Source organism: Cupriavidus sp. CPT47-8839-RL05A, assembly GCF_058792255.1.
In genome coordinates this window covers 30181-49361 of sequence record NZ_JBYTEG010000018.1, presented here as the reverse complement: position 1 = coordinate 49361, position 19181 = coordinate 30181, and the positions used below count along the sequence as shown (strand labels likewise).

Annotated in this window: 17 protein-coding genes; 9 read left to right on the top strand and 8 right to left on the bottom strand. The window is 67.5% G+C overall.

All coding sequences use genetic code 11. From position 1 onward, the window contains the following. Positions 1 to 128: 128 nt before the first annotated feature. The 4 genes from AC3WVS_RS21605 to mtgA all read left to right on the top strand — a co-directional run bounded on the left by AC3WVS_RS21605 (position 129) and on the right by mtgA (position 4969). Positions 129 to 2231 (top strand): ribonuclease catalytic domain-containing protein, encoded by a 2103-nt coding sequence (locus tag AC3WVS_RS21605; protein ID WP_492320295.1) that lies wholly within the window; start codon positions 129 to 131, stop codon positions 2229 to 2231. A gap of 130 nt (positions 2232 to 2361) precedes the next feature. Further along, entirely contained in the window at positions 2362 to 3294 is a 933-nt protein-coding gene (locus AC3WVS_RS21600; RefSeq protein ID WP_492320294.1) for an energy transducer TonB family protein, read from the top strand. Then, on the top strand, positions 3294 to 4181 hold the full coding sequence (aroE, locus tag AC3WVS_RS21595) for a shikimate dehydrogenase (protein ID WP_492320293.1): 888 nt from the start codon (positions 3294 to 3296) through the stop codon (positions 4179 to 4181). The genes AC3WVS_RS21600 and aroE overlap by 1 nt, the downstream gene beginning before the upstream one ends. A gap of 137 nt (positions 4182 to 4318) precedes the next feature. Beyond that, complete coding sequence (gene mtgA, locus AC3WVS_RS21590; RefSeq protein ID WP_492320377.1) at positions 4319 to 4969, top strand: monofunctional biosynthetic peptidoglycan transglycosylase; 651 nt, start codon at positions 4319 to 4321, stop codon at positions 4967 to 4969. Between the two features lie 12 nt (positions 4970 to 4981). Here mtgA and corA read toward each other — a convergent pair whose 3' ends face one another. Together corA and AC3WVS_RS21580 are read right to left on the bottom strand one after the other, a co-directional pair. Next, entirely contained in the window at positions 4982 to 5947 is a 966-nt protein-coding gene (gene corA, locus AC3WVS_RS21585) for a magnesium/cobalt transporter CorA (protein ID WP_010813196.1), read from the bottom strand. A gap of 584 nt (positions 5948 to 6531) precedes the next feature. Then, the gene (locus AC3WVS_RS21580; protein WP_492320292.1) at positions 6532 to 7431 is read right to left on the bottom strand and encodes a DMT family transporter; all 900 of its coding nucleotides are present in this window, start codon (positions 7429 to 7431) and stop codon (positions 6532 to 6534) included. A 186-nt stretch (positions 7432 to 7617) separates the two neighbouring features. Here AC3WVS_RS21580 and pyrF point away from each other — a divergent pair, with 186 nt between their 5' ends. Next, a complete protein-coding gene (pyrF, locus tag AC3WVS_RS21575; RefSeq protein ID WP_010813198.1) occupies positions 7618 to 8436 on the top strand; it encodes an orotidine-5'-phosphate decarboxylase in 819 nt (272 codons plus the stop codon). Between the two features lie 78 nt (positions 8437 to 8514). On the opposite strand, the gene AC3WVS_RS21570 is transcribed toward pyrF, so the two are convergent. The 3 genes from AC3WVS_RS21570 to thiL form a co-directional block, all read right to left on the bottom strand. Continuing rightward, the gene (locus AC3WVS_RS21570; RefSeq protein WP_492320291.1) at positions 8515 to 9012 is read right to left on the bottom strand and encodes a CinA family protein; all 498 of its coding nucleotides are present in this window, start codon (positions 9010 to 9012) and stop codon (positions 8515 to 8517) included. Positions 9013 to 9068: 56 nt separating this feature from the next. Next, positions 9069 to 9635 carry a phosphatidylglycerophosphatase A family protein gene (locus AC3WVS_RS21565; RefSeq protein ID WP_492320290.1) on the bottom strand — a complete coding sequence of 189 codons (567 nt, stop codon included), beginning with the start codon at positions 9633 to 9635 and terminating at the stop codon, positions 9069 to 9071. Positions 9636 to 9761: 126 nt separating this feature from the next. After that, complete coding sequence (gene thiL / locus AC3WVS_RS21560; RefSeq protein WP_492320289.1) at positions 9762 to 10742, bottom strand: thiamine-phosphate kinase; 981 nt, start codon at positions 10740 to 10742, stop codon at positions 9762 to 9764. A gap of 400 nt (positions 10743 to 11142) precedes the next feature. Between thiL and AC3WVS_RS21555 the strand changes: the two genes are divergently transcribed. The 3 genes from AC3WVS_RS21555 to AC3WVS_RS21545 all read left to right on the top strand — a co-directional run bounded on the left by AC3WVS_RS21555 (position 11143) and on the right by AC3WVS_RS21545 (position 14841). Continuing rightward, entirely contained in the window at positions 11143 to 13467 is a 2325-nt protein-coding gene (locus AC3WVS_RS21555; protein WP_492320288.1) for an NADP-dependent malic enzyme, read from the top strand. Between the two features lie 388 nt (positions 13468 to 13855). Then, entirely contained in the window at positions 13856 to 14227 is a 372-nt protein-coding gene (locus AC3WVS_RS21550; protein ID WP_492320287.1) for a guanyl-specific ribonuclease, read from the top strand. Beyond that, positions 14224 to 14841, top strand: a complete 618-nt coding sequence (locus tag AC3WVS_RS21545; protein WP_010813204.1) for a barstar family protein — start codon at positions 14224 to 14226, stop codon at positions 14839 to 14841. The genes AC3WVS_RS21550 and AC3WVS_RS21545 overlap by 4 nt, the downstream gene beginning before the upstream one ends. A gap of 83 nt (positions 14842 to 14924) precedes the next feature. Here the strand turns inward: AC3WVS_RS21545 and AC3WVS_RS21540 are convergent, their stop codons facing one another. From AC3WVS_RS21540 to AC3WVS_RS21530, 3 genes are read right to left on the bottom strand one after another with little or no spacing between them, the layout of a single operon-like run. Beyond that, positions 14925 to 15533, bottom strand: coding sequence for a YidB family protein (locus AC3WVS_RS21540; RefSeq protein WP_492320286.1), 609 nt, complete (start codon positions 15531 to 15533; stop codon positions 14925 to 14927). Positions 15534 to 15592: 59 nt separating this feature from the next. Further along, positions 15593 to 16345 (bottom strand): 16S rRNA (uracil(1498)-N(3))-methyltransferase, encoded by a 753-nt coding sequence (locus AC3WVS_RS21535; protein WP_492320285.1) that lies wholly within the window; start codon positions 16343 to 16345, stop codon positions 15593 to 15595. Further along, positions 16345 to 16773 (bottom strand): VOC family protein, encoded by a 429-nt coding sequence (locus AC3WVS_RS21530; protein WP_010813207.1) that lies wholly within the window; start codon positions 16771 to 16773, stop codon positions 16345 to 16347. Before AC3WVS_RS21530 ends, AC3WVS_RS21535 begins: the two co-directional genes overlap by 1 nt. A 320-nt stretch (positions 16774 to 17093) precedes the next feature. Between AC3WVS_RS21530 and tkt the strand changes: the two genes are divergently transcribed. Beyond that, complete coding sequence (gene tkt / locus AC3WVS_RS21525) at positions 17094 to 19127, top strand: transketolase (RefSeq protein WP_492320284.1); 2034 nt, start codon at positions 17094 to 17096, stop codon at positions 19125 to 19127. Positions 19128 to 19181 lie beyond the last annotated feature (54 nt).

The window sequence follows — 19181 nt, the reverse complement described above, 5'->3', positions numbered from 1 at the left end:
CGCGCGCCGCACTCGCTTCCGTTCGCACGCATTTGCGCCCGGTTGCACCATTTCTCCCACAGGACCCGCCCCGGCGCTGCCTCTTGGCGGCCAGACGCGGTTCCGCGCATTTCTGAAAGTACCGATCGATGCAGTTGCTGTTCGAAGAAGGCGGCGAAATCCGCGCCGGCACCGTGCTGAACCAGCAGGGCGAGGCTTACCAGGTGGAGCTGCCAGCCGGCAAGCGTACCAAGGTCAAGTCGCGCGACGTGCTGCTGCAGTTCGCGCAGCCGTCGGCAATCGAGCTGGTGCGCCAGACCGGCGACATGATGGCCGAGATCGACCTGGACTTCCTGTGGGAATGCGCGCCCGAGGCTGAATTCGGCTTCGCCGAGCTGGCCGCCGAATACTACGGCGCCGAGCCCGGCCCGGTGCAGCAGGCGGCGCTGGCGATGGCGCTGCACGGCAACCCGGTGTACTTCCGCCGCAAGGGGCGCGGCCGCTACCAGCGCGCGCCCGAAGACCAGCTCAAGGCGGCGCTGGCCGCGCTCGAGCGCAAGCGCCAGCAGGCGCTGGTGCAGGCCGAGTACGAAGAGCAGCTCAAGGCGCTGACGCTGCCGGAGACGTTCCGCAACAAGGTGCTGCAACTGCTGTTCAAGCCGGACAAGAACAGCCTGGAATACAAGGCCATGGACGCCGCCTGCACCGCGCTGGGAATGACCCCGATGCGGCTGATGGTGGCCGCCGGCGGCGTCGCCAGTGCGCGCGCGCTGCATGAGGCCAAGTTCCTGGCCGAGTGCTTCCCGAAGGGAACGGGCTTTCCGGAAACCGACGTGCCCGAGCCGCCCGCCGACCTGCCGGTGGCCGACGTGGAGGCATTCTCGATCGACGACGTCACCACCACCGAGATCGACGATGCGCTGTCCGTGACCAGGCTGCCCGACGGCAAGCTGCGCATCGGCATCCATATCGCCGCGCCCGCGCTGGGCATCCGCCGCAGCGAACCGCTCGATGCAGTCGCGCGCCAGCGGCTGTCCACGGTCTATTTCCCGGGCGACAAGATCACCATGCTGCCCGACGCCGTGGTGGAGCGCTACACGCTGCAGGAAGGGCGCACGTGCCCGGCGCTGTCGCTGTATGTGACGGTGGACCCGACCGTGTGGCTGATCACCGGCAGCGAGACCCGCGCCGAGATGGTGCCGATCGCCGCCAACCTGCGCCACAACCTGCTCGACGATGTCATCACCGAGGCTGCGCTTGCCGCGGGCACCGGCGACTACCCGTTCCGCGACGCGCTGACGCAGCTGTGGCACTTTGCCGGCTACCTGTACGACGAGCGCCAGAAGGCGCGCCTGGCCAGCGGCCTGCGCCCCGAGACCCACAACCGCGCCGACTTCAATTTCTACCTGGACGACCAGGCCGACGGCAGCCAGCGCGTGCGCATCGAACAGCGCAAGCGCGGCTCGCCGCTGGACAAGATCGTTGCCGAGCTGATGATCCTGGCCAACAGCACCTGGGGCAAGCTGCTGGCCGACAACGGCGTGCCGGGCATCTACCGCACGCAGAAGGCGTGGGGCATGCACCGCACCCGCATGCAGACCTACCCGGCACCGCACGAGGGCCTGGGCGTGGCGCAGTACGCTTGGAGCACCTCGCCGCTGCGCCGCTATGTCGACCTGGTCAACCAGTGGCAGATCCTGGCGGTGGCCCAGCACGGGGTGACCGCCAAGCTGGTGGCGCCGTTCAAGCCCAAGGACGCCGACCTGCTGGCCGCGGTGGCGGACTTCGAAGGCACTTACGCCGCCTACGCCGACCACCAGTCGACCATGGAGCGCTACTGGTGCCTGCGCTGGCTCAAGCAGGAAAAGCGCGAGCGCATGGTGGCCTCGGTGCTCAAGGAAGGCGCGGTGCGCTTTACCGAGATCCCGCTGGTCACGCGCGTGCCCGAACTGGTGCAGGCGCAGCGCGGCACGCAGGTGCTGCTGGAGATCGGCGAGACCGACGAGATCACGCTGGAAGTGTCGTGCCGGGTGCTGGAGATCTTCGCCGGTGAAGGCGAAGTGCCCGAGGAAGAGCTGGAAAGCGACGAGGAAGCCGCAGAGCTGTCCGCCGAAGCCGCTGCCGATGCAGCCGCCGAGGAAGCGGCCGAGCAGGCCGCCGGGGTCTCGGACGAAGCCCCGGCCGAAGCGGGCGACGACGATGCCGGCGCGGCGTCGGGCGAGCGCGACACCGGCACCCCGGCCGCCGGCTGAAGCCTTCGGAAATCGGCGGCGCTCACTTACAATGCCTGTCTGATCCGGGGCCCGCCGCCCCGGTCTTGCCAGGCCGCCGGCCCGGACCGGTTCGGGCCGCCGCCCGCCCTTCAGCCACCCTCCATCCATCGTGAACGCCACACTCGCCGCTCCCCGCCACTGGTGGCATGCCAGGTGGCACAACAGCAGTACGCTGGCCAAGGCGCTGGCCATTTCCGTGGCCGTGCACGTGCTGCTGCTGATGGTGCGGGTGGCTGCGCCCGAGGTGTTCGAGATCAAGCGCAGCGATGCCGCGCTGGACGTGGTGCTGGTCAATGCCAAGTCGGCGCAGAAGCCGCGCAACCCGACCGCGCTGGCGCAAGCCAACCTGGACGGCGGCGGCGACCATGACCTGCAGCGCGCCACCACGCCGCTGCCCGCGCAGACCCAGACGCAGGAAGGCGACCTGGTGCGCCAGGTGCAGCGCCGCGTCGAGCAGCTGGAACAGGAGCAGCAACGCCTGCTGACCCAGTCGCGCGAGGCCGCGCCGTCGGTGCGCAACCAGCCGCTCAAGCCCGGCGAGAAGCGCCAGGACACCCCGCAGCGCGGCCAGGACGAGCGCACCTCGACCGACGAGATGGCCAGGCTGGAGGCCGAGATCGGCCGCAACCTGGACCACTACGCCAAGCGGCCCAAGCGCTTCCAGCTGACCGCCACCAGCGCCCAGGCGGTCGACTACGCGCAGTACTACGACCGCCTGCGCCACAAGATCGAGGCGCGCGGCACCACTGACTTCCCGCAACGCAACGGCAAGCCGCTGTACGGCCAGCTGATCCTGGTGATCAACGTCAACCGGCTCGGCAAGCTCGGCTACAACCGCGACGGCTACAACGTCGATGCCATCGACGTGGTCAAGAGCTCGGGCGATCCCGCGCTGGACCGCCAGGCCGTGGCGATCGTGCGCGCGGCCGCGCCGTTCGGCCCCTTTACTGCCGAGATGGCGTCGCGCCAGGACATCCTCGAAGTCATTTCCACTTTCAAGTTTTCGCGCAACGGGCTGGAAACCCGCTTGCAGGCACGCTGATGACATCCACTGATTCTTCCCAAGCCACTTCCGACCGCTATGTGGTGATCGGCAACCCGGTTGCGCACAGCCGTTCGCCGGCGATCCACGCGGCCTTTGCGCGCCAGACCGGCGAGGCCGTGCAATACGACCGCCTGGAGGCGCCGCTGGACGGGTTTGCCGATGCCGTGCGCCAGTTCTTTGCCGAGGGCGGCTATGGCTGCAATGTCACCGTGCCGTTCAAGCTCGAAGCCTATGACCTGGCCGACCGCCTGACCGAGCGCGCCGAGGCCGCCGGCGCGGTCAACACGCTGTGGATCGAAGAGGGCCTGATCCATGGCGACAACACCGACGGCATCGGCCTGGTGCGCGATATCCAGGACAACCTCGACACCCTGATCGAGGGCAAGCGCGTGCTGCTGCTGGGCGCCGGCGGCGCCGCCATGGGCGCGATGCTGCCGCTGATCGAATGCCGGCCGTCGCGCATCGTGGTGGCCAACCGCACCGCCTCGCGCGCGAGCGACATGCTGGAAGAGTTTGTCGAAGCCGCCGACCAGTACGGCGTGGAGCTGTGGGGCGGCGGGCTCGATGCGCTCGACGGGCTGTCCGAGGACGAAGCCGTCGACGTGGTCATCAACGCGTCGTCCAGCAGCCTGCATGGCGAAGTGCCGCCGGTGCCCGAGTTCCTGCTGGGCGAAGGCGTGCTGGCCTACGACATGATGTACGGCGCCGAGCCCACGGTGTTCCTGCAGTTCGCCGCGCGCTGTGGCGCGCGCACCAGCGACGGCCTGGGCATGCTGGTCGAACAGGCGGCTGAAGCGTTCTACAGCTGGCGCGGCGTGCGCCCCCGCACCGCCCCCGTGCTGGCCGAGCTGCGCGCCGCGCTGCAGGCCGAACGCAAGGGCTGACCGGGGCGCCGCCAGCCGTGGCCAACCGCAACCGCGCAGCCAGCGCCAGCCGCGGCGCAGCCCCCGCACGCACGGTGTTCAACCCGGTCCGCTGGCTCGGCTACCTGCTGGGCTGCGTGGCGGCGGGCGTGGTGGCGATGCAGCTGTACTTCTTCGTGCAGATCGCAAGCTGGCAATACATCAATCCTTCGACGACCACGTTCATGCGCGCCGAGCGCTGGCGCCTGTGCGGCATCAACCTCTGGAACTGCGGCATCGACCGGCAATGGGTACCGTACGACCGCATCTCGCGCAACCTCAAGCGCGCGGTGATCGCCAGCGAGGACGCCGACTTCGTCAACCATCCGGGCTATGAGCTGGATGCCATGCTCGATGCCTGGGAGCGCAACAAGAAGCGCGGGCGCATCGTGCGCGGCGGTTCCACCATCACGCAGCAGCTGGCCAAGAACCTGTTCCTGTCGTCCGAGCAGCAATACCTGCGCAAGGGCCAGGAGCTGGCAATCACGTGGATGCTCGAGTTCTGGCTGGACAAGCAGCGCATCTACGAGATCTACCTGAATTCGGTGGAGTGGGGCGAGGGCGTGTTCGGCGCGCAGGCCGCGGCGCAGCACTACTTCCGCACCAGCGCCGACAAGCTCAGCGTGGGCCAGTCCGCGCGCCTGGCCGCGGCGCTGCCGGCACCCAAGTGCTTCGACAAGAAGGAATACTGCGCCAACGTGCGCGTGAATTTCCGCGCCAAGGCAAGCACCATCGCGCGGCGGATGGGGGCAGCCACGCTGCCCGACTGAGCCCCGCGGGGCTCAGCTCAGCCAGCCCTTCCTGCGGAAATACACCAGCGGGATCGCCGCCGACACCGCCATCAGCGCAATCGCCCACGGATAGCCCGCGCCCCAGTCCAGCTCCGGCATGAACTTGAAGTTCATGCCGTAGATGCTGGCGATCAGCGTGGGCGGCATCAGCGCCACCGACACCACCGAGAACAGTTTGATGATCTTGTTCTGGTTGATGTTGATGAAACCGACGGTCGCGTCCATCAGGAAGTTGATCTTGTCGAACAGGAACGCGGTGTGGTTCTCGATCGAGTCGATGTCGCGCAGGATCTGGCGGGCCTCGTCCTGCTGCTCGGCCGACAGCAGCTGGCTGCGCATCAGGAAGGACACCGCGCGGCGGGTGTCCATCACGTTGCGGCGGATGCGCCCGTTCAAGTCTTCCTCGCGGGCGATGGTTTCCAGCACGTCGGCCGCGGCGGCATCGGTCACGTTCTCGGCCAGCACGCGGCGGCTCGCTTCTTCGAGCCGCTCGTAGATTTCCTCGATCGAGTCGGCGGAATACTCGGCGTCGGTCGCGTACAGGTCCATCAGCACGTCCTTGGCATTGCGCACCGAGCCCGGGCGCATGCGTGCGCGCAGCCGCACCAGCCGGAACACCGGCAGGTCTTCGTCGTGGATGGAGAACAGTACGTCGCGCGTCAGCACGAAAGCCACGCGCACGTTGCGCGACAAGGCCTCTTCCTCGTCCAGCAGGAAGTCGGTGCGGATATGGATATTCTCGTCCTCGCCCTCGAAATATCGCGCGGACGCTTCCAGGTCGCCCAGGTCTTCCAGTTCGGGAAGGGCGACGCCATAGGCTTCCTTGATCCAGTTCAGTTCCTCGTCGTCGGGATTGACGACATCGATCCAGATCGGCTTGTGCTGCAGCAGCTCATTGCGCTCGTCGACCTGCTCCTGGGCAAGCCGGCCTTTCTGCAGGACGAACAGGTTGATCATCCCCGGGATTCCTTATTGCTGATTGCGACGAAAAACAAAGACAAGCGCGAAGACAAGCGCAGGCGGCTCGCCGCATTCCCAGGTAGTCCGTCATGCCCTGCATGGCCTGGCGAGACGCCGGAAGGCGCCCTGCCAGGGCCGGGCCACGGGCAAGCGTGATCGCGCTGTACCGCGGCTGCCGGACGCAACGGACTCGGCGGGCGGTACAAGGCGATGGCGTTTGCCTGGGTTGGCTGGCTAGCCGGGAGAGGGAAAATCCGCACGCGGTGCGGCGCGCATGGATGGCGCCGCCGGTGGCACGGAAAGACACTCGCCCGCAGTGTTCTGCTGCGGGCGAGGCCGACGAGGCGCGGAGCCGGGTGCTCCGGGCGGGTCGTCGTTACGCAGCCCGCAGTGACATGGCATTCGCAGAGGTCGCAGCGCTGCTGCGGCAACTCGAACACCCGATGCTACTGCCCACGTAATTTCTCCGGGATTGTGATGGCCGCGAGTGTAGCCCAACGTAGGGTGGCTTGTTAAGTGAAATCTCCGCGCACGCGGCCCGCTGTTGCCCGCTCACGACCGGCGGCGCGCCCACCTGGCGATCAGCCCAGCGCGCCCTGCAGCCGGCGCCACAGCAGCGGCGCCAGCATCACCGAGGACAGCGCCAGGAACATCAGCACGATCGCCGCGTAGTCCTGCCAGTGCGGCTGCTCGCCCAGCATCCACATGCCCGAGAACACGCCGACTACCGGAATGAACATGATCGACAGGCTCGACACCACCGGCGGCAGGCTGCGCGCCAGCCCGAACCAGACCAGGTGGCAGAAGGCGAAGACCACCACCGCGTTGTAGGCGATGGCGCCCCATTCGACGGCGGTGGGCATGCGCCAGCCGTCTTCCAGCAGCAGCGAGCCGACCGCCAGGAAGGGCAGGGTCACGGCCAGCATCCAGAACGTCATGGCGCCGATGGGCACGTCGGTCGGGGTGCGTTTTATCAATTGGGTGCCGAAGCCCCAGCCGGCCGCGGCCAGCAGCATCAGCAGCGTGCCGGCCGGGCTGCCGGTCAGCGCGGCGAGCTCGCCGGAAAGCAGCAGCACCGTTCCGGCCAGCGCGCAGCCGATGCCCAGCCAGGCCCAGGCGCCGATGCGCTCGCGGAAGAACACCAGGCCCCAGACCACTGCCCAGATCGGCATGGTGTAGCCCAGGATGGCGGCCCGGCCCGAGGACAGCATCTTGACCGCGCAGATCGCAAACAGGTGCCAGACCACCATGTTGGGAATGGCCAGGCGGACCACCGTGCCCCATTCGCGCCGCGGCACGGCCAGCGAATCGCCGCGCAGTCGCAACGCCAGCCCCAGCGCCACCAGCCCGCCCGCCATGCACAGCAGGCGGAAGCCCATCGCCGGAAAGTGCGCTACGCCAACCTTCATGATGGGCCAGTTGATGCCCCAGGCAAGGGTGAGCACGACAAGCAGGAAGATACCGCGGCGATCGAGAGACATGACGGGACGCGGCTGTGCGTCATGCCGCGCTTTGTTTTGAGAGGAAGCGCAAAACCATAGCACGCAGCGGGTAAAATTGCCGGAAGCGACATATGCTGCAGGGATGAAAGGTTTTCACGCCGCTGCGGCCAACCGCGCCGGCCGGGCCAATGGGGCGCCGGCGCCACCAGGATATTCCGAGTACCCATGACTTTCACCGAGCAGCTTGCTGCCGCCTGGCAGCGCAACGATTCCCTCCTGTGCGTCGGGCTCGATCCTGACCCGCAGAAGCTGCCGCTGTCCCTGACCGGGGCGGGCGGCGCCATCTTTTCGTTCTGCCGCGAGATCGTTGACGCCACCGCCGACCTGGTCTGCGCCTTCAAGCCGCAGATTGCGTACTTCCACTCGCAGCGCGCGGAAGACCAGCTCGAGCAGCTGATCCACTATATCCACGACGCCCACCCCGGCATCCCGGTGATCCTGGACGCCAAGCGCGGCGACATCGGCTCGACCGCCGAGCACTACGCGCTGGAGGCCTTCGAGCGCTACCACGCCGACGCGGTCACGGTCAGCCCGTACATGGGCTTCGATTCGATGCAGCCGTACCTGGCCTATCCCGACCGCGGCGTGATCGTGCTGTGCCGCACCTCCAACCCGGGCGGCTCGGACGTGCAGTTCCTGCAGGTCGACGGCAAGCCGCTGTACCAGCTGGTGGCCGAGGCCGCGCGCGAGCGCTGGAACACCACCGGCCAGATGGGCCTGGTGGTCGGCGCGACCTTCCCCAACGAGATCGCGCGGGTGCGCCAGATCGTCGGCGACATGCCACTGCTGATCCCGGGCATCGGCGCCCAGGGTGGCGACATCGAGGCCACGGTCAAGGCGGGGCGCACCGCGGACGGCACCGGCATGATGATCAATTCGTCGCGCGCCATCCTCTACGCCAGCCGCGAGAAGGATTTTGCGGCGGCGGCGCGCAATGTCGCGCTGCAGACGCGGGAGACCATCAATCGCTATCGCCACGGCTGAAACCGGGCGTAGACAATAAAAAACCGCGCCGGAGACGGCGCGGTTTTTTTATTGGGCGCAGATTGCCGGGCGCCGGCCTCAGGCCTCGTTCCGGATCAGCTCCAGCAGCCCCCGCATGGCATGCTCGGCCGCCTGCCGGCGGATCTGGCCGCGGTCGCCGCGAAAGCGTTGAGTCTCGGTATTGGTGGTAATGCGGTTGCTCCAGCCGAAGCAGACCATGCCCACTGGCTTTTCCGGGGTGCCGCCGTTGGGCCCGGCCACGCCGGTGATCGATAGCGCCACCTGGGCGCGGCTGTTGAGCAGCGCGCCTTCGGCCATGGCGCGCGCCACTTCCTCGCTGACCGCGCCGTGGTCGCGGATCAGCTTGGCCGGCACGCCCAGCATGGTGGACTTGGCCTCATTGGAATAGGTGACGAAGCCGCGCTCGAACCAGCCGGACGAGCCGGATACGTCGGTAATGGCGGCAGCCACCAGCCCGCCGGTGCAGGATTCGGCAGTGGCCAGCATCAGGGATTTGTCGGCAAGGGCGACGCCGGCCTGGATGGCGAGCTGGTCGAGCAGGCGGCTGACAGACATGGTGGATACAGGTAGTTTTGAGGGGAATCAGCTTGCAATGGCTGGCGATGCGGGGCTCAGAACGAGCGCCACAGCGCAAACACCAGCAGCGTGTAGAAGGCCGCGAAGATGTCGTCGAACATCACGCCAAAGCCGCCGCGCAGGCCCGGACCCTTGAGCGTGCGGTCATAGTGGCCGATCGGCGCCGGCTTGGCGATGTCGAACAGCCGGAACCACAGGAAGGCGGCGAACTGCCCCCAGAAGCCGGTCGGCATGACAAAGGCCAGCACCAGCCAGAAGGCGACGATCTCGTCCCAGACCATGCTGCCATGGTCGTGCACGCCCATGTCGCGCGCGGTGCGCGCGCACGCCCACAGGCCGACCAGGAAGCCGCCGGCGATGATCCACAGCCAGGTGGTGGGCTCGATCCACAGCGAAATCACTACGAACGACAGCCAGGCGTAGAGCGTGCCGACCGTGCCCGGCGCAACGGGCGACAGGCCCGAGCCGAAGCCGAAGGCGATCAGGTGGGCCGGATGGGACAGCATGAAGCGCGCGCTCGGGCGCGTGACCTTGACGGTCTGGCCGGCTTCCAGGGTCAGGGCGGGGTCGCGCGGCGCGGCCCCGGGAGGCAAGGTGGACATCAAAATTGGCTCGTGTGATGCAGATACTGCTTATGGTTATGGCCGGCTTGCGCTGCCATGCTTGCGGGACTCCCGTGCCCGCGCAGCGCGCCGATGCCGGCATCATGACATGCCCGCGACCCGGTGTCAGGGGGCAGCGAAGTGGTCGAAGCTGGCGCCTTGGTACCGGGTCGGGTTGCCGGTACTGTCGACCAGCCGCAGGCCGGGCTCGGGCGTGATCGCGCCGACACGTGCGAGCGGCAGCGCCAGCCGTTCGCTGATCGCCGCAATGGCGTCGCGACTGCCGGCGGGCGCGGTGAAGCACAGTTCGTAGTCGTCGCCGCCGGCCAGCACGCATTCGCGCTGGATGGCATCGGGCTGGCTGGCCAGCACCGCCGAGCGCGGCAGCGCATCGACGTCGACCAGCGCGCCGACCTGCGAGCGTTCCAGGATATGGCCCAGGTCGCCGACCAGTCCGTCGGAGATGTCGAGTGCGGCATGCGCCACACCGCGCAGGGCCATGCCCAACGCCACGCGCGGCGTGGGCGTGTCCATGCGCGGGCGCACCTGGCTGAACTCGGGCTCAGGCAGCAGCCATTCGCCGCGGCAGTCGCCCAGCGCCAGGCGGGCGTCGCCAAGCCTGCCGGAAATCCAGATATCGTCGCCGGGCCGCGCGGCGTCGCGGCGCAGCGCGGCACGCAGCGGCACGTCGCCGAATACCGTCAGCGAAAGCGTCAGCGGGCCGCGCGTGGTGTCGCCGCCGACCAGTTCGCAGCCGTGGGCGTCAGCCAGCGCCAGCATGCCATCGGCCAGCTCGGCCAGCCAGGCGGGGTCGGCCTCGGGCAGGGCCAGTGCCAGGGTGAACGCGCGCGGCTCGGCGCCCATGGCGGCCAGGTCGGACAAGTTCACGGCCAGGGCCTTGTGGCCGAGTGCGCGCGGCGCCACGTCCGGGAAGAAATGCCGGCCGCTCACCAGCATGTCGGTGCTGATGGCCAGGTGGTGGCCGGGGCGGCCCTCGATCAGCGCGCAGTCATCGCCCACGCCGAGCGCGGCCTTGCGCACCGGCCGCGTGAAAAAGCGGCGGATCAGGTCGAACTCGGAAAGCGGGGCTGGCTGGGCGTGGGACATCGTCGTCGGGAAGATTCGCCCGCCGGGTGGGACGGGATTGGGGGCTGCGCGTTGCGCGAAGATGAATGGCGATCCGGGGCAATCCCGCGGCGCCTGCGCAGCGCGTCAGGATGGGGCGCGTCCGGCATTTCAGCAAGATACTGCCGCGCACGACAGCCATGACCATCGCGCGGTACGCCGCTTCTGCCGGCAGGCGCTACGCTTGCTGGTATTGCCCGGGGGGATGGGGCATATTGTACCGAATCGCAAAGGTGCCCCAAGTAAAAGGCTTATTGTGAAATAGTATTTCACTATATAAAATGCTGGGTTCCAAAGGAAGAGAAGGGCGGACACGTGGAGCCGGTCCGCCGATCGTCCCCCGCCTCGTCAATGACGGCTCCACCGATTGGAAGATGCGCCGATGACCAGCCCTCAGCAGTCCCCGTCCCAAGACGATCTGAAACAGCAGCAGCGTGAGGCGCTGCGCAAAGCGGCGCTCGAGTACCACGAGTTTCCCACCCCCGGCAAGATCTCGGTCACGCCGACCAAGCCGCTGTCGAACCAGCGCGACCTGGCCCTGGCCTATTCGCCGGGCGTGGCCGCCGCTTGTGAAGAGATCGTTTCCGATCCGGCCAATTCCTTCCGCTACACCGCCCGCGGCAACCTGGTCGCGGTGATCACCAACGGCACCGCCGTGCTGGGCCTGGGCGACATTGGCGCCGCGGCTTCCAAGCCGGTGATGGAAGGCAAGGCTGGCCTGTTCAAGAAGTTTGCCGGTATCGACGTGTTCGATATCGAAGTCGACGAGAAGGACCCGGAAAAGCTGGTCCAGATCATCGCCGCGCTGGAGCCCACCTTCGGCGGCATCAACCTCGAAGACATCAAGGCACCGGAGTGCTTCTACGTCGAGCGCAAGCTGCGCGAGAAGATGAAGATTCCCGTCTTCCACGATGACCAGCACGGCACCGCCATCGTGGTGTCCGCGGCCATCATCAACGGCCTGAAGGTGGTCGGCAAGGACATCAAGAAGGTCAAGCTGGTGGCCTCGGGCGCCGGCGCGGCCGCGCTGGCCTGCCTGGACCTGCTGGTCGACATCGGCCTGCCGATCGAGAACATCTGGGTAACGGACCTGGCCGGCGTGGTCTACGAAGGCCGTACCGAGCTGATGGACCCGGAAAAGGCGCGCTTCTCGCAAAAGACCGACAAGCGCAAGCTGGCCGAAGTGATCGACGGCGCCGACATCTTCCTGGGCCTGTCAGCCGCGGGCGTGCTCAAGCAGGACATGGTCCAGCGCATGGCCGACAAGCCGCTGGTGCTGGCACTGGCCAACCCCAACCCGGAAATCGCGCCGGAGCTGGTCAAGGAAGTGCGCCCCGACGCCGTGATGGCCACCGGCCGCACCGACTACCCGAACCAGGTCAACAACGTCCTGTGCTTCCCGTTCATCTTCCGCGGGGCGCTGGATTGCGGCGCCACCACCATCACGCGCGAGATGGAAATCGCCGCGGCCAATGCCCTGGCCGAACTGGCACGCCAGGAGCAGAGCGACATCGTCGCCACTGCCTATGGCATCCAGGACCTGTCGTTCGGCCCCGAGTACCTGATTCCGAAGCCGTTCGACCCGCGCCTGATCGTCAAGGTGGCGCCGGCCGTGGCCGAGGCCGCGATGAAATCCGGCGTGGCCGCCCGTCCGATCGAGGACATGGACGCCTACCGCCTGCAGCTGCAGCAGTTCGTGTACCACTCGGGCACGCTGATGAAGCCGATCTACGCCGCCGCGCGCAAGGTCGAGATGGATAAGAAGCGCATCGTCTTCGCCGAAGGCGAGCAAGAGCGCGTGCTGCGCGCGGTGCAGGTGATCGTCGACGAAAAGCTGGCCAACCCGATCCTGATCGGCCGCCCGGCCGTGCTGCAGCACCGCATCGAGCGCTTCGGCCTGCGCCTGCGCGCCGGCGTGGACTTCACCGTGGTCAACCCCGAGCACGATGAGCGTTTCCGCGACTATTCCGACGCCTATTACCGCATGATGGCGCGCGAGGGCATCACGCCCGAGTATGCCAAGCTGGAAATGCGCCGCCGCACCACGCTGATCGGCGCGATGCTGGTGAACAAGGGCGAGGCCGACGGCATGATCTGCGGCACCGTCAGCAACACCGCGGCGCACCTGCGCTATATCGACCAGGTGCTGGGCGGCACCAACAAGGTCTACGCGGCGATGAACGGACTGGTGCTGCCGGGCCGCCAGATCTTCCTGGTGGATACGCACGTCAACGTCGACCCGAGCGCCGAAGAGCTGGCCCAGATCACGCTGATGGCCGCCGAGGAACTGAAGCGCTTCGGCATCGAGCCCAAGATCGCGCTGCTGTCGCATTCGAACTTCGGTTCGTCCGAAGCGCCTTCGGCCCGCAAGATGCGCGAAACCCTCGCCATCCTGCGCGATCGCGCCCCGGACCTGGAGATCGACGGCGAAATGCACGGCGACAGCGCGCTCGACCAGAAGCTGCGCGACCAGCTGGTGCCGGACGGCGCGCTCAAGGGCGAAGCCAACCTGCTGGTGTGCCCGAACATCGACGCGGCCAATATCTCGTACAACCTGCTCAAGGTTGCCGCGGGCAACAACGTCGCGATCGGGCCGATCTTGCTGGGCGTGAAGGCGCCGGTGCACATCCTGACGCCGTCGGCCACGGTGCGGCGCATCGTCAACATGACCTCGCTGGTCGTGGTGGACGCCGCTGCCAAGCGCTAAACCGCTGGTAGCGCCGGTTGCATGGCCGGTAACAGGCCAATGCGACGAAAAGCCGGGCTCGCCCGGCTTTTTTTACGTCCATATGTGCATGGTTAGTATGCGCACACATACGCTTAACATATTGAAACAATTGAAGAATTACCGCTGCCGCTGGGCCGGGATTGATTAATTGCGTGCATGCGCGTAACCTTACGCCTTTGATACAGGCGCTCGCCATGAGCGCCCCGGTGCGGCCGGCATCCATCGCGCTCCTCTACGGGTGGCGCAGGGCGCTGGCCAGGGTGGCCCGGACAGATCGTCTACCCAACCAGCGGCAGGCTCGATTTCCGGTTCAACCAAGACAAGCAACGTGGGTTTCCAAGTTTCTCTGATGCGGCACGCAACGCGCATGCTGGCCCGGTCCATGACCGGCGCGGCGCTGGTGCTGGCCCTGGCGCAGCCGACGCTGGCGCGGCAGGCGCAGACCGAAGGGATGGGAACCATTGCAGTGCAGCAGTTGCCCAACGATGCACGGCAGACCTTGGAGCGCATCGAAGCCGGCGGCCCGTTCCTGTATGAAAAGGACGGATCGAGATTCGGCAACTACGAACGCATCCTGCCTCAACGTGAACGCGGGTATTACCGCGAATACACGGTCAAGAGCGCCAGGAGCCGGAACCGGGGAGCCAAGCGGATCGTCTGCGGCGGGGAACAACGCGCTGCCAACGATTGTTACTACACGGAAGATCACTACAACAGCTTCAAACGGATACTCAAATGATGACTGACATTTTCGGATTGGGCGACGCCCTTGCCGCCCGCGAAGAGCGCGGCGCCGGAGATGGCTGGCAGCGGGCTCAGCAGCAGGCCCAGAACCTATACGACAACGTGCTGATGATGCCGAGCCAGGAGCTCATGCAAAAACTCCCGCCCGCGACCGCGCCCGTGGCCATGCCCGCCGGTCCCGGTTGGAACGACGGCACCAGCGAGGGGGCCATGAACCTGTTCAAGACGGTGCGTCCGAACATCGTCCAGTCGATCCGCGCCTTCCGCGTGCCTGAGCTGGCCCAGGCGGCCGCCGATCTCGGGCAGCATTTCCTCTATGCCAATTGCGCCCATTGCGCGAGCAAGGCGGAGGTACTGGAAACCATCGCCACGTCGTTCACCTTCCCGAAGCACTTCGGCAAGAACTTCGACGCGCTGGCTGACTGCCTGACCGACATGATCTACAAGGCCGGCCCGCAGCCGGGCTTTGTGATCGTGCTGGAAGGACTGCCGATTGCGCAGAAGTTCGACAAGGAAGGGCGCGAGGTGCTGCTCGACGTATTCCGCGACGCCGCCGAGTTCTGGGGCGAGCGCAAGGTGCAGTTCCGGGTGTTTTATTCGTTCGCCTGAGCGCACTGCCTGAGCCCTTGCAAGGCGAATCAAGCAAAAAGCCCGCAATTGCGGGCTTTTTGCTTTCCGGCGAGGTGCTGGTCTTATGCCTGCGCCGGCAGATGGCCATGGGGCGTGAGGCGGTCGATCAGCTCCGGCAGCCCTTCGCTCAGTTGCGCGGCCACGTCGTCCTGCGACATGCCGGTGGTCTGTGCCAGCGATTCGAGCGCGCCGGTGTCGCCCAGCGCGCTGCTCAGCGCCGACGGCGTGACCGGCTGGTTGGCGCCGCTGCCGATCCACGAGTTCACCTGTTCGCCCAGCCCGGCCTGCGCCAGGATCTGCTGCAGCGCGCCGATGCCGCCGGCGGCCGCGCCCAGTGCCTGGCTGTTGGCCGGCGCGCCACCCTGGCCGCCAAGCAGGCCGCCGAGCAGCGAGCCAAGGTCCAGGCCGCCGGTGGCGCCGCCGGGCGCAGCGCCGGCACCGCCGCCGCCGAGCATGCCGCCCAGCAGCCCGCCGAGGCTGCCCAGTCCGCCCAGGCCATCATCGACAGGCGCCGCATCGCCGGCTTGCCCGCGGCCGCGCATGGCCAGCGTTGCCAGCAGACCAAGCGCCATCATCAGCTTGGGGTCGAGCCCTCCGGTACTGCCTGCCTCGCCACGCGCGCCGCCGAGTTGTCCGAGCACACCGCCCAGCACGCTATCGAGTAGTCCCATGGTCGACTCCTTTCAGTCAGGGTTGCAAGGTTGACGCGATGACCGGATGGCCGCCGTCGTCAGAATCCGCCAAGCAAGGCGTTAAGGGTTGCCAGGCATGCCAGCCCGGCGGTTTCAGTGCGCAGGATGCGGGGGCCGAGCGACACGCCGGTGAAACCCGCCTGTCTTGCCGCCTGCTCTTCCTCGGGCGCCAGGCCGCCTTCGGGGCCGATCAGCAGCGTGACGCCGCCGGCCAGCAAGGTTTCGCGCTGTTCGGCGATGAACGCTGGCAGCGAGTGCGTGGCGCGCGGCGATACCAGCAGCCTGGCACCGCCAGCCGCGGACTGCGCCAGCCATGTCTCAAAGTTAGCGACCGGCGCAACCTCCGGCAAGCGATTGCGGCCGCATTGCTCGCAGGCGGCCTGCACCAGCGCCTGCCAGTGCGCGTGGCGCTTGTGCGCGCGCTCGCCCGACAGGCGCACCACCGAGCGGCTGGCCTGCAGCGGCTGGATTGCCGTGACGCCCAGTTCGACTGCCTTTTCGATCAGCCAGTCCATCTTGTCGCCGCCGGCCAGGCCCTGGGCCAGCGTGACACGGAAGGGCGGCTCGGCTTCGGCCGCGTCATGCGCGCCGATGCGCGCCAGCGCGTGGCGCTTGCCCAGCTCGACCAGCGTGGCCGCGTGGCTGCCGCCGCGGCCGTCGAACAGCGTCATGGCGTCGCCCGGCGCCAGGCGCAGCACCTGCGCGTGGCGTACCACCGGCTCGGGCAGCGGGAAATCGGATTCGGCGGCCAGGACGGTATCGGTGCCGCCGACGAAGAAGCGTGGTGCCATCAGCTTGCCTGGCCTGCTGCCTGTTCCAGCGGCTTGCCGAAGCCCCAGCGGTAGCCGTCGGGATCTTCGACCATGCAGTAGCGGTCGCCCCAGAACTGGTCGGCCGGCGCCATCAGGCTGACCGCGCCGGCGTCGACCGCGCGCTGGTGCATGGCGTCGACATCGTCGCAATAGACATAGAAGGTCTGCGGGCACTCGACGCCCAGCGAGCGCGGCGTGCGCGCGGTGCTGCCCCAGGCGCCCTCGGGCGCGAACATCACCACCAGTTGGCCCTGGTAATGCATCTCGGCATGGGTCGGCACGCCGTTTTCGTCGACCACGTTGCCGGCGGTGAAGCCGAAGGCGCGGCTGTAGAAGTCCAGTGCGGCGCGCCCGTTGGCGACGGTCAGGTAGGGGGTGAGCCAGGGGGTGTTGGCCGGTCTGGTCATGATCGTCTCCTGAGTGCGGGAAACCCGGCGCGGCTGGCGTGCCGCGCGGTGCGAGAGTGCATCTTACGCGTGCCGCGCTACGCTGTCGAAGTGCGGCGCAGCGGCGAAGCTGGCGCTGTCGGGGTGAGGTATCAGGCATGTCAGGGCCTGGATAGTTCCGGTGCCGGGGGCGGGGCCGTGCCAGGCGGCCTGCGGTGATCGCGCGGACTGCGCCGCGGGGGCTGTCCGGGAGTCCGGAAAACCCCCTAGCTTCTGCTAAAATTGCGGTTTTCCTGCCGTCACCGTCAGGCTCACGCCCGCTCACGTCCAAGACCGCCCGCATGTCCGCCCTTGCCCATCCCGCCACAAGCCCTTTTGCTTCCCAGCCCGCCAAGCTGATGGCCGACGCCATCCGCGTGCTTGCCATGGACGCCGTCCAGCAGGCCAATTCCGGCCACCCCGGTGCACCGATGGGCATGGCAGACATCGCCGTGGCGCTGTGGGGCCGGCACCTGAAGCACAACCCGAGCAACCCCCAGTGGGCCGACCGCGACCGCTTTGTGCTGTCCAACGGCCACGGCTCGATGCTGATCTATTCGCTCTTGCACCTGACCGGCTATGAGCTGCCGGTGGAAGAACTGAAGAATTTCCGCCAGCTGCACAGCAAGACCGCCGGCCACCCGGAATACGGCATCACCCCGGGCGTGGAAACCACCACCGGCCCGCTCGGCCAGGGCATCACCAATGCAGTCGGCATGGCGCTGGCCGAACGCCTGCTGGGTGAAGAATTCAACCGCCCCGGCTACGACATCGTCAATCACCACACCTATGTGTTCCTGGGCGATGGCTGCCTGATGGAAGGCATCAGCCACGAGGCCTGCTCGCTGGCCGGCACGCTGAAGCTGAACAAGCTGATCGCACTGTGGGACGACAACGGCATCTCGATTGACGGCGACGTGGTGCACTGGTTCAACGACGATACCCCGAAGCGTTTCGAAGCCTACGGCTGGAACGTGATCCGCGGCATCGACGGCCATGACGTGACCGCCGTCGACATGGCGATCTCGCAGGCCAAGGCCAGCGACAAGCCGACCCTGATCTGCTGCCGCACCAAGATCGGCAAGGGCGCCCCGAACAAGGAAGGCGGCCACGACGTGCACGGCGCCCCGCTGGGCGGCGCCGAAGTGCTGGCCACGCGCGAGGCGCTGGGCTGGGCCCACGCCCCGTTCGAAGTGCCGGCCGAGGTCTACGACGCCTGGGACGCCAAGGCCAACGGCCAGGCGCTGGAGCGTGCCTGGAACGCGCTATTCGATTCGTACGCCGAGCGCCACCCGTATGAGGCCGGCGAGTTCCGCCGCCGCATGAAGGGCGAGCTGCCGGGTTCCTTCGACGCCGCCGTTGAAGCCTTTATCGCCAAGTGCGAGGAAAAGGCAGAGACCATCGCCACCCGCAAGGCCAGCCAGAACACCATCGAGGCCTTCGGCCCGGTGCTGCCCGAGTTCCTCGGCGGCTCGGCCGACCTGACCGGCTCGAACCTGACCAACTGGTCGGGCAGCCAGGCCGTGCGCGTGGATGCCTGGGGCAACCATATCAACTACGGCGTGCGCGAGTTCGGCATGAGCGCCGTCATGAACGGCATCACGCTGCATGGCGGCTACATCCCCTACGGCGCCACCTTCCTGACCTTCTCGGACTACAGCCGCAATGCGCTGCGCATGGCGGCGCTGATGAAGATCCGCTCGCTGTTCGTGTTCACCCATGACTCGATCGGCCTGGGCGAAGACGGCCCGACCCACCAGTCGATCGAGCACGTCGCCAGCCTGCGCCTGATCCCGAACATGGATGTCTGGCGCACCGCCGACACCACCGAGACCGCCGTGGCCTGGGCCGAGTCGATCCGCCGCGAGAACGGCCCGAGCTGCCTGATCTTCAGCCGCCAGAACCTGCCGTTCCAGCGCCGCGACGACGTCACCCGTGCCAATATCGCGCGCGGCGGCTACGTGCTGCGCGACAGCGTCAACCCGAAGACCAACCGTCCGGACGCCGTGATCCTGGCTACCGGCTCGGAAGTCGGCCTGGCCGTCGGCGCCGCCGATGCACTGGCCGCCGAAGGCGTGCACGTGCGCGTGGTCTCGATCCCCGCGACCACCGTGTTCGACAAGCAGGACACCGCCTACAAGGCCAGCGTGCTGCCGGCCGGCGTGCCGCGCGTGGCGGTCGAGGCGGGTGTGACGGACTTCTGGTGGAAGTACCAGGTCCAGGCGGTGGTGGGCATCGACACCTTCGGTGAATCGGCCCCGGCCGGCGTGCTGTTCAAGCACTTCGGCTTTACCGTCGACAACGTTGTCCGAACGGTAAAGGACACCCTTATCTAAGCATCCGGGCGCTGGAGCCGCGTGGTGCGCCGCGCGGCCGGTGCGGCGCCCACC

Bases quoted from the DNA above. Each gene is read 5' to 3' on its own strand.
- thiL (WP_492320289.1), bottom strand. From the start codon at position 10,742: ATGTCCCACGCCCAGCCAGCCCCGCTTTCCGAGTTCGACCTGATCCGC.
- AC3WVS_RS21570 (WP_492320291.1), bottom strand. From the start codon at position 9,012: ATGTCTGTCAGCCGCCTGCTCGACCAGCTCGCCATCCAGGCCGGCGTC.
- mtgA (WP_492320377.1), top strand. From the start codon at position 4,319: ATGCAGCTGTACTTCTTCGTGCAGATCGCAAGCTGGCAATACATCAAT.
- AC3WVS_RS21530 (WP_010813207.1), bottom strand. From the start codon at position 16,773: ATGACCAGACCGGCCAACACCCCCTGGCTCACCCCCTACCTGACCGTC.
- AC3WVS_RS21540 (WP_492320286.1), bottom strand. From the start codon at position 15,533: ATGGGACTACTCGATAGCGTGCTGGGCGGTGTGCTCGGACAACTCGGC.
- AC3WVS_RS21580 (WP_492320292.1), bottom strand. From the start codon at position 7,431: ATGTCTCTCGATCGCCGCGGTATCTTCCTGCTTGTCGTGCTCACCCTT.
- tkt (WP_492320284.1), top strand. From the start codon at position 17,094: ATGTCCGCCCTTGCCCATCCCGCCACAAGCCCTTTTGCTTCCCAGCCC.
- AC3WVS_RS21565 (WP_492320290.1), bottom strand. From the start codon at position 9,635: ATGTCCACCTTGCCTCCCGGGGCCGCGCCGCGCGACCCCGCCCTGACC.
- corA (WP_010813196.1), bottom strand. From the start codon at position 5,947: ATGATCAACCTGTTCGTCCTGCAGAAAGGCCGGCTTGCCCAGGAGCAG.
- AC3WVS_RS21605 (WP_492320295.1), top strand. From the start codon at position 129: ATGCAGTTGCTGTTCGAAGAAGGCGGCGAAATCCGCGCCGGCACCGTG.
- AC3WVS_RS21545 (WP_010813204.1), top strand. From the start codon at position 14,224: ATGATGACTGACATTTTCGGATTGGGCGACGCCCTTGCCGCCCGCGAA.
- AC3WVS_RS21535 (WP_492320285.1), bottom strand. From the start codon at position 16,345: ATGGCACCACGCTTCTTCGTCGGCGGCACCGATACCGTCCTGGCCGCC.
- pyrF (WP_010813198.1), top strand. From the start codon at position 7,618: ATGACTTTCACCGAGCAGCTTGCTGCCGCCTGGCAGCGCAACGATTCC.
- AC3WVS_RS21550 (WP_492320287.1), top strand. From the start codon at position 13,856: ATGCTGGCCCGGTCCATGACCGGCGCGGCGCTGGTGCTGGCCCTGGCG.
- AC3WVS_RS21555 (WP_492320288.1), top strand. From the start codon at position 11,143: ATGACCAGCCCTCAGCAGTCCCCGTCCCAAGACGATCTGAAACAGCAG.
- aroE (WP_492320293.1), top strand. From the start codon at position 3,294: ATGACATCCACTGATTCTTCCCAAGCCACTTCCGACCGCTATGTGGTG.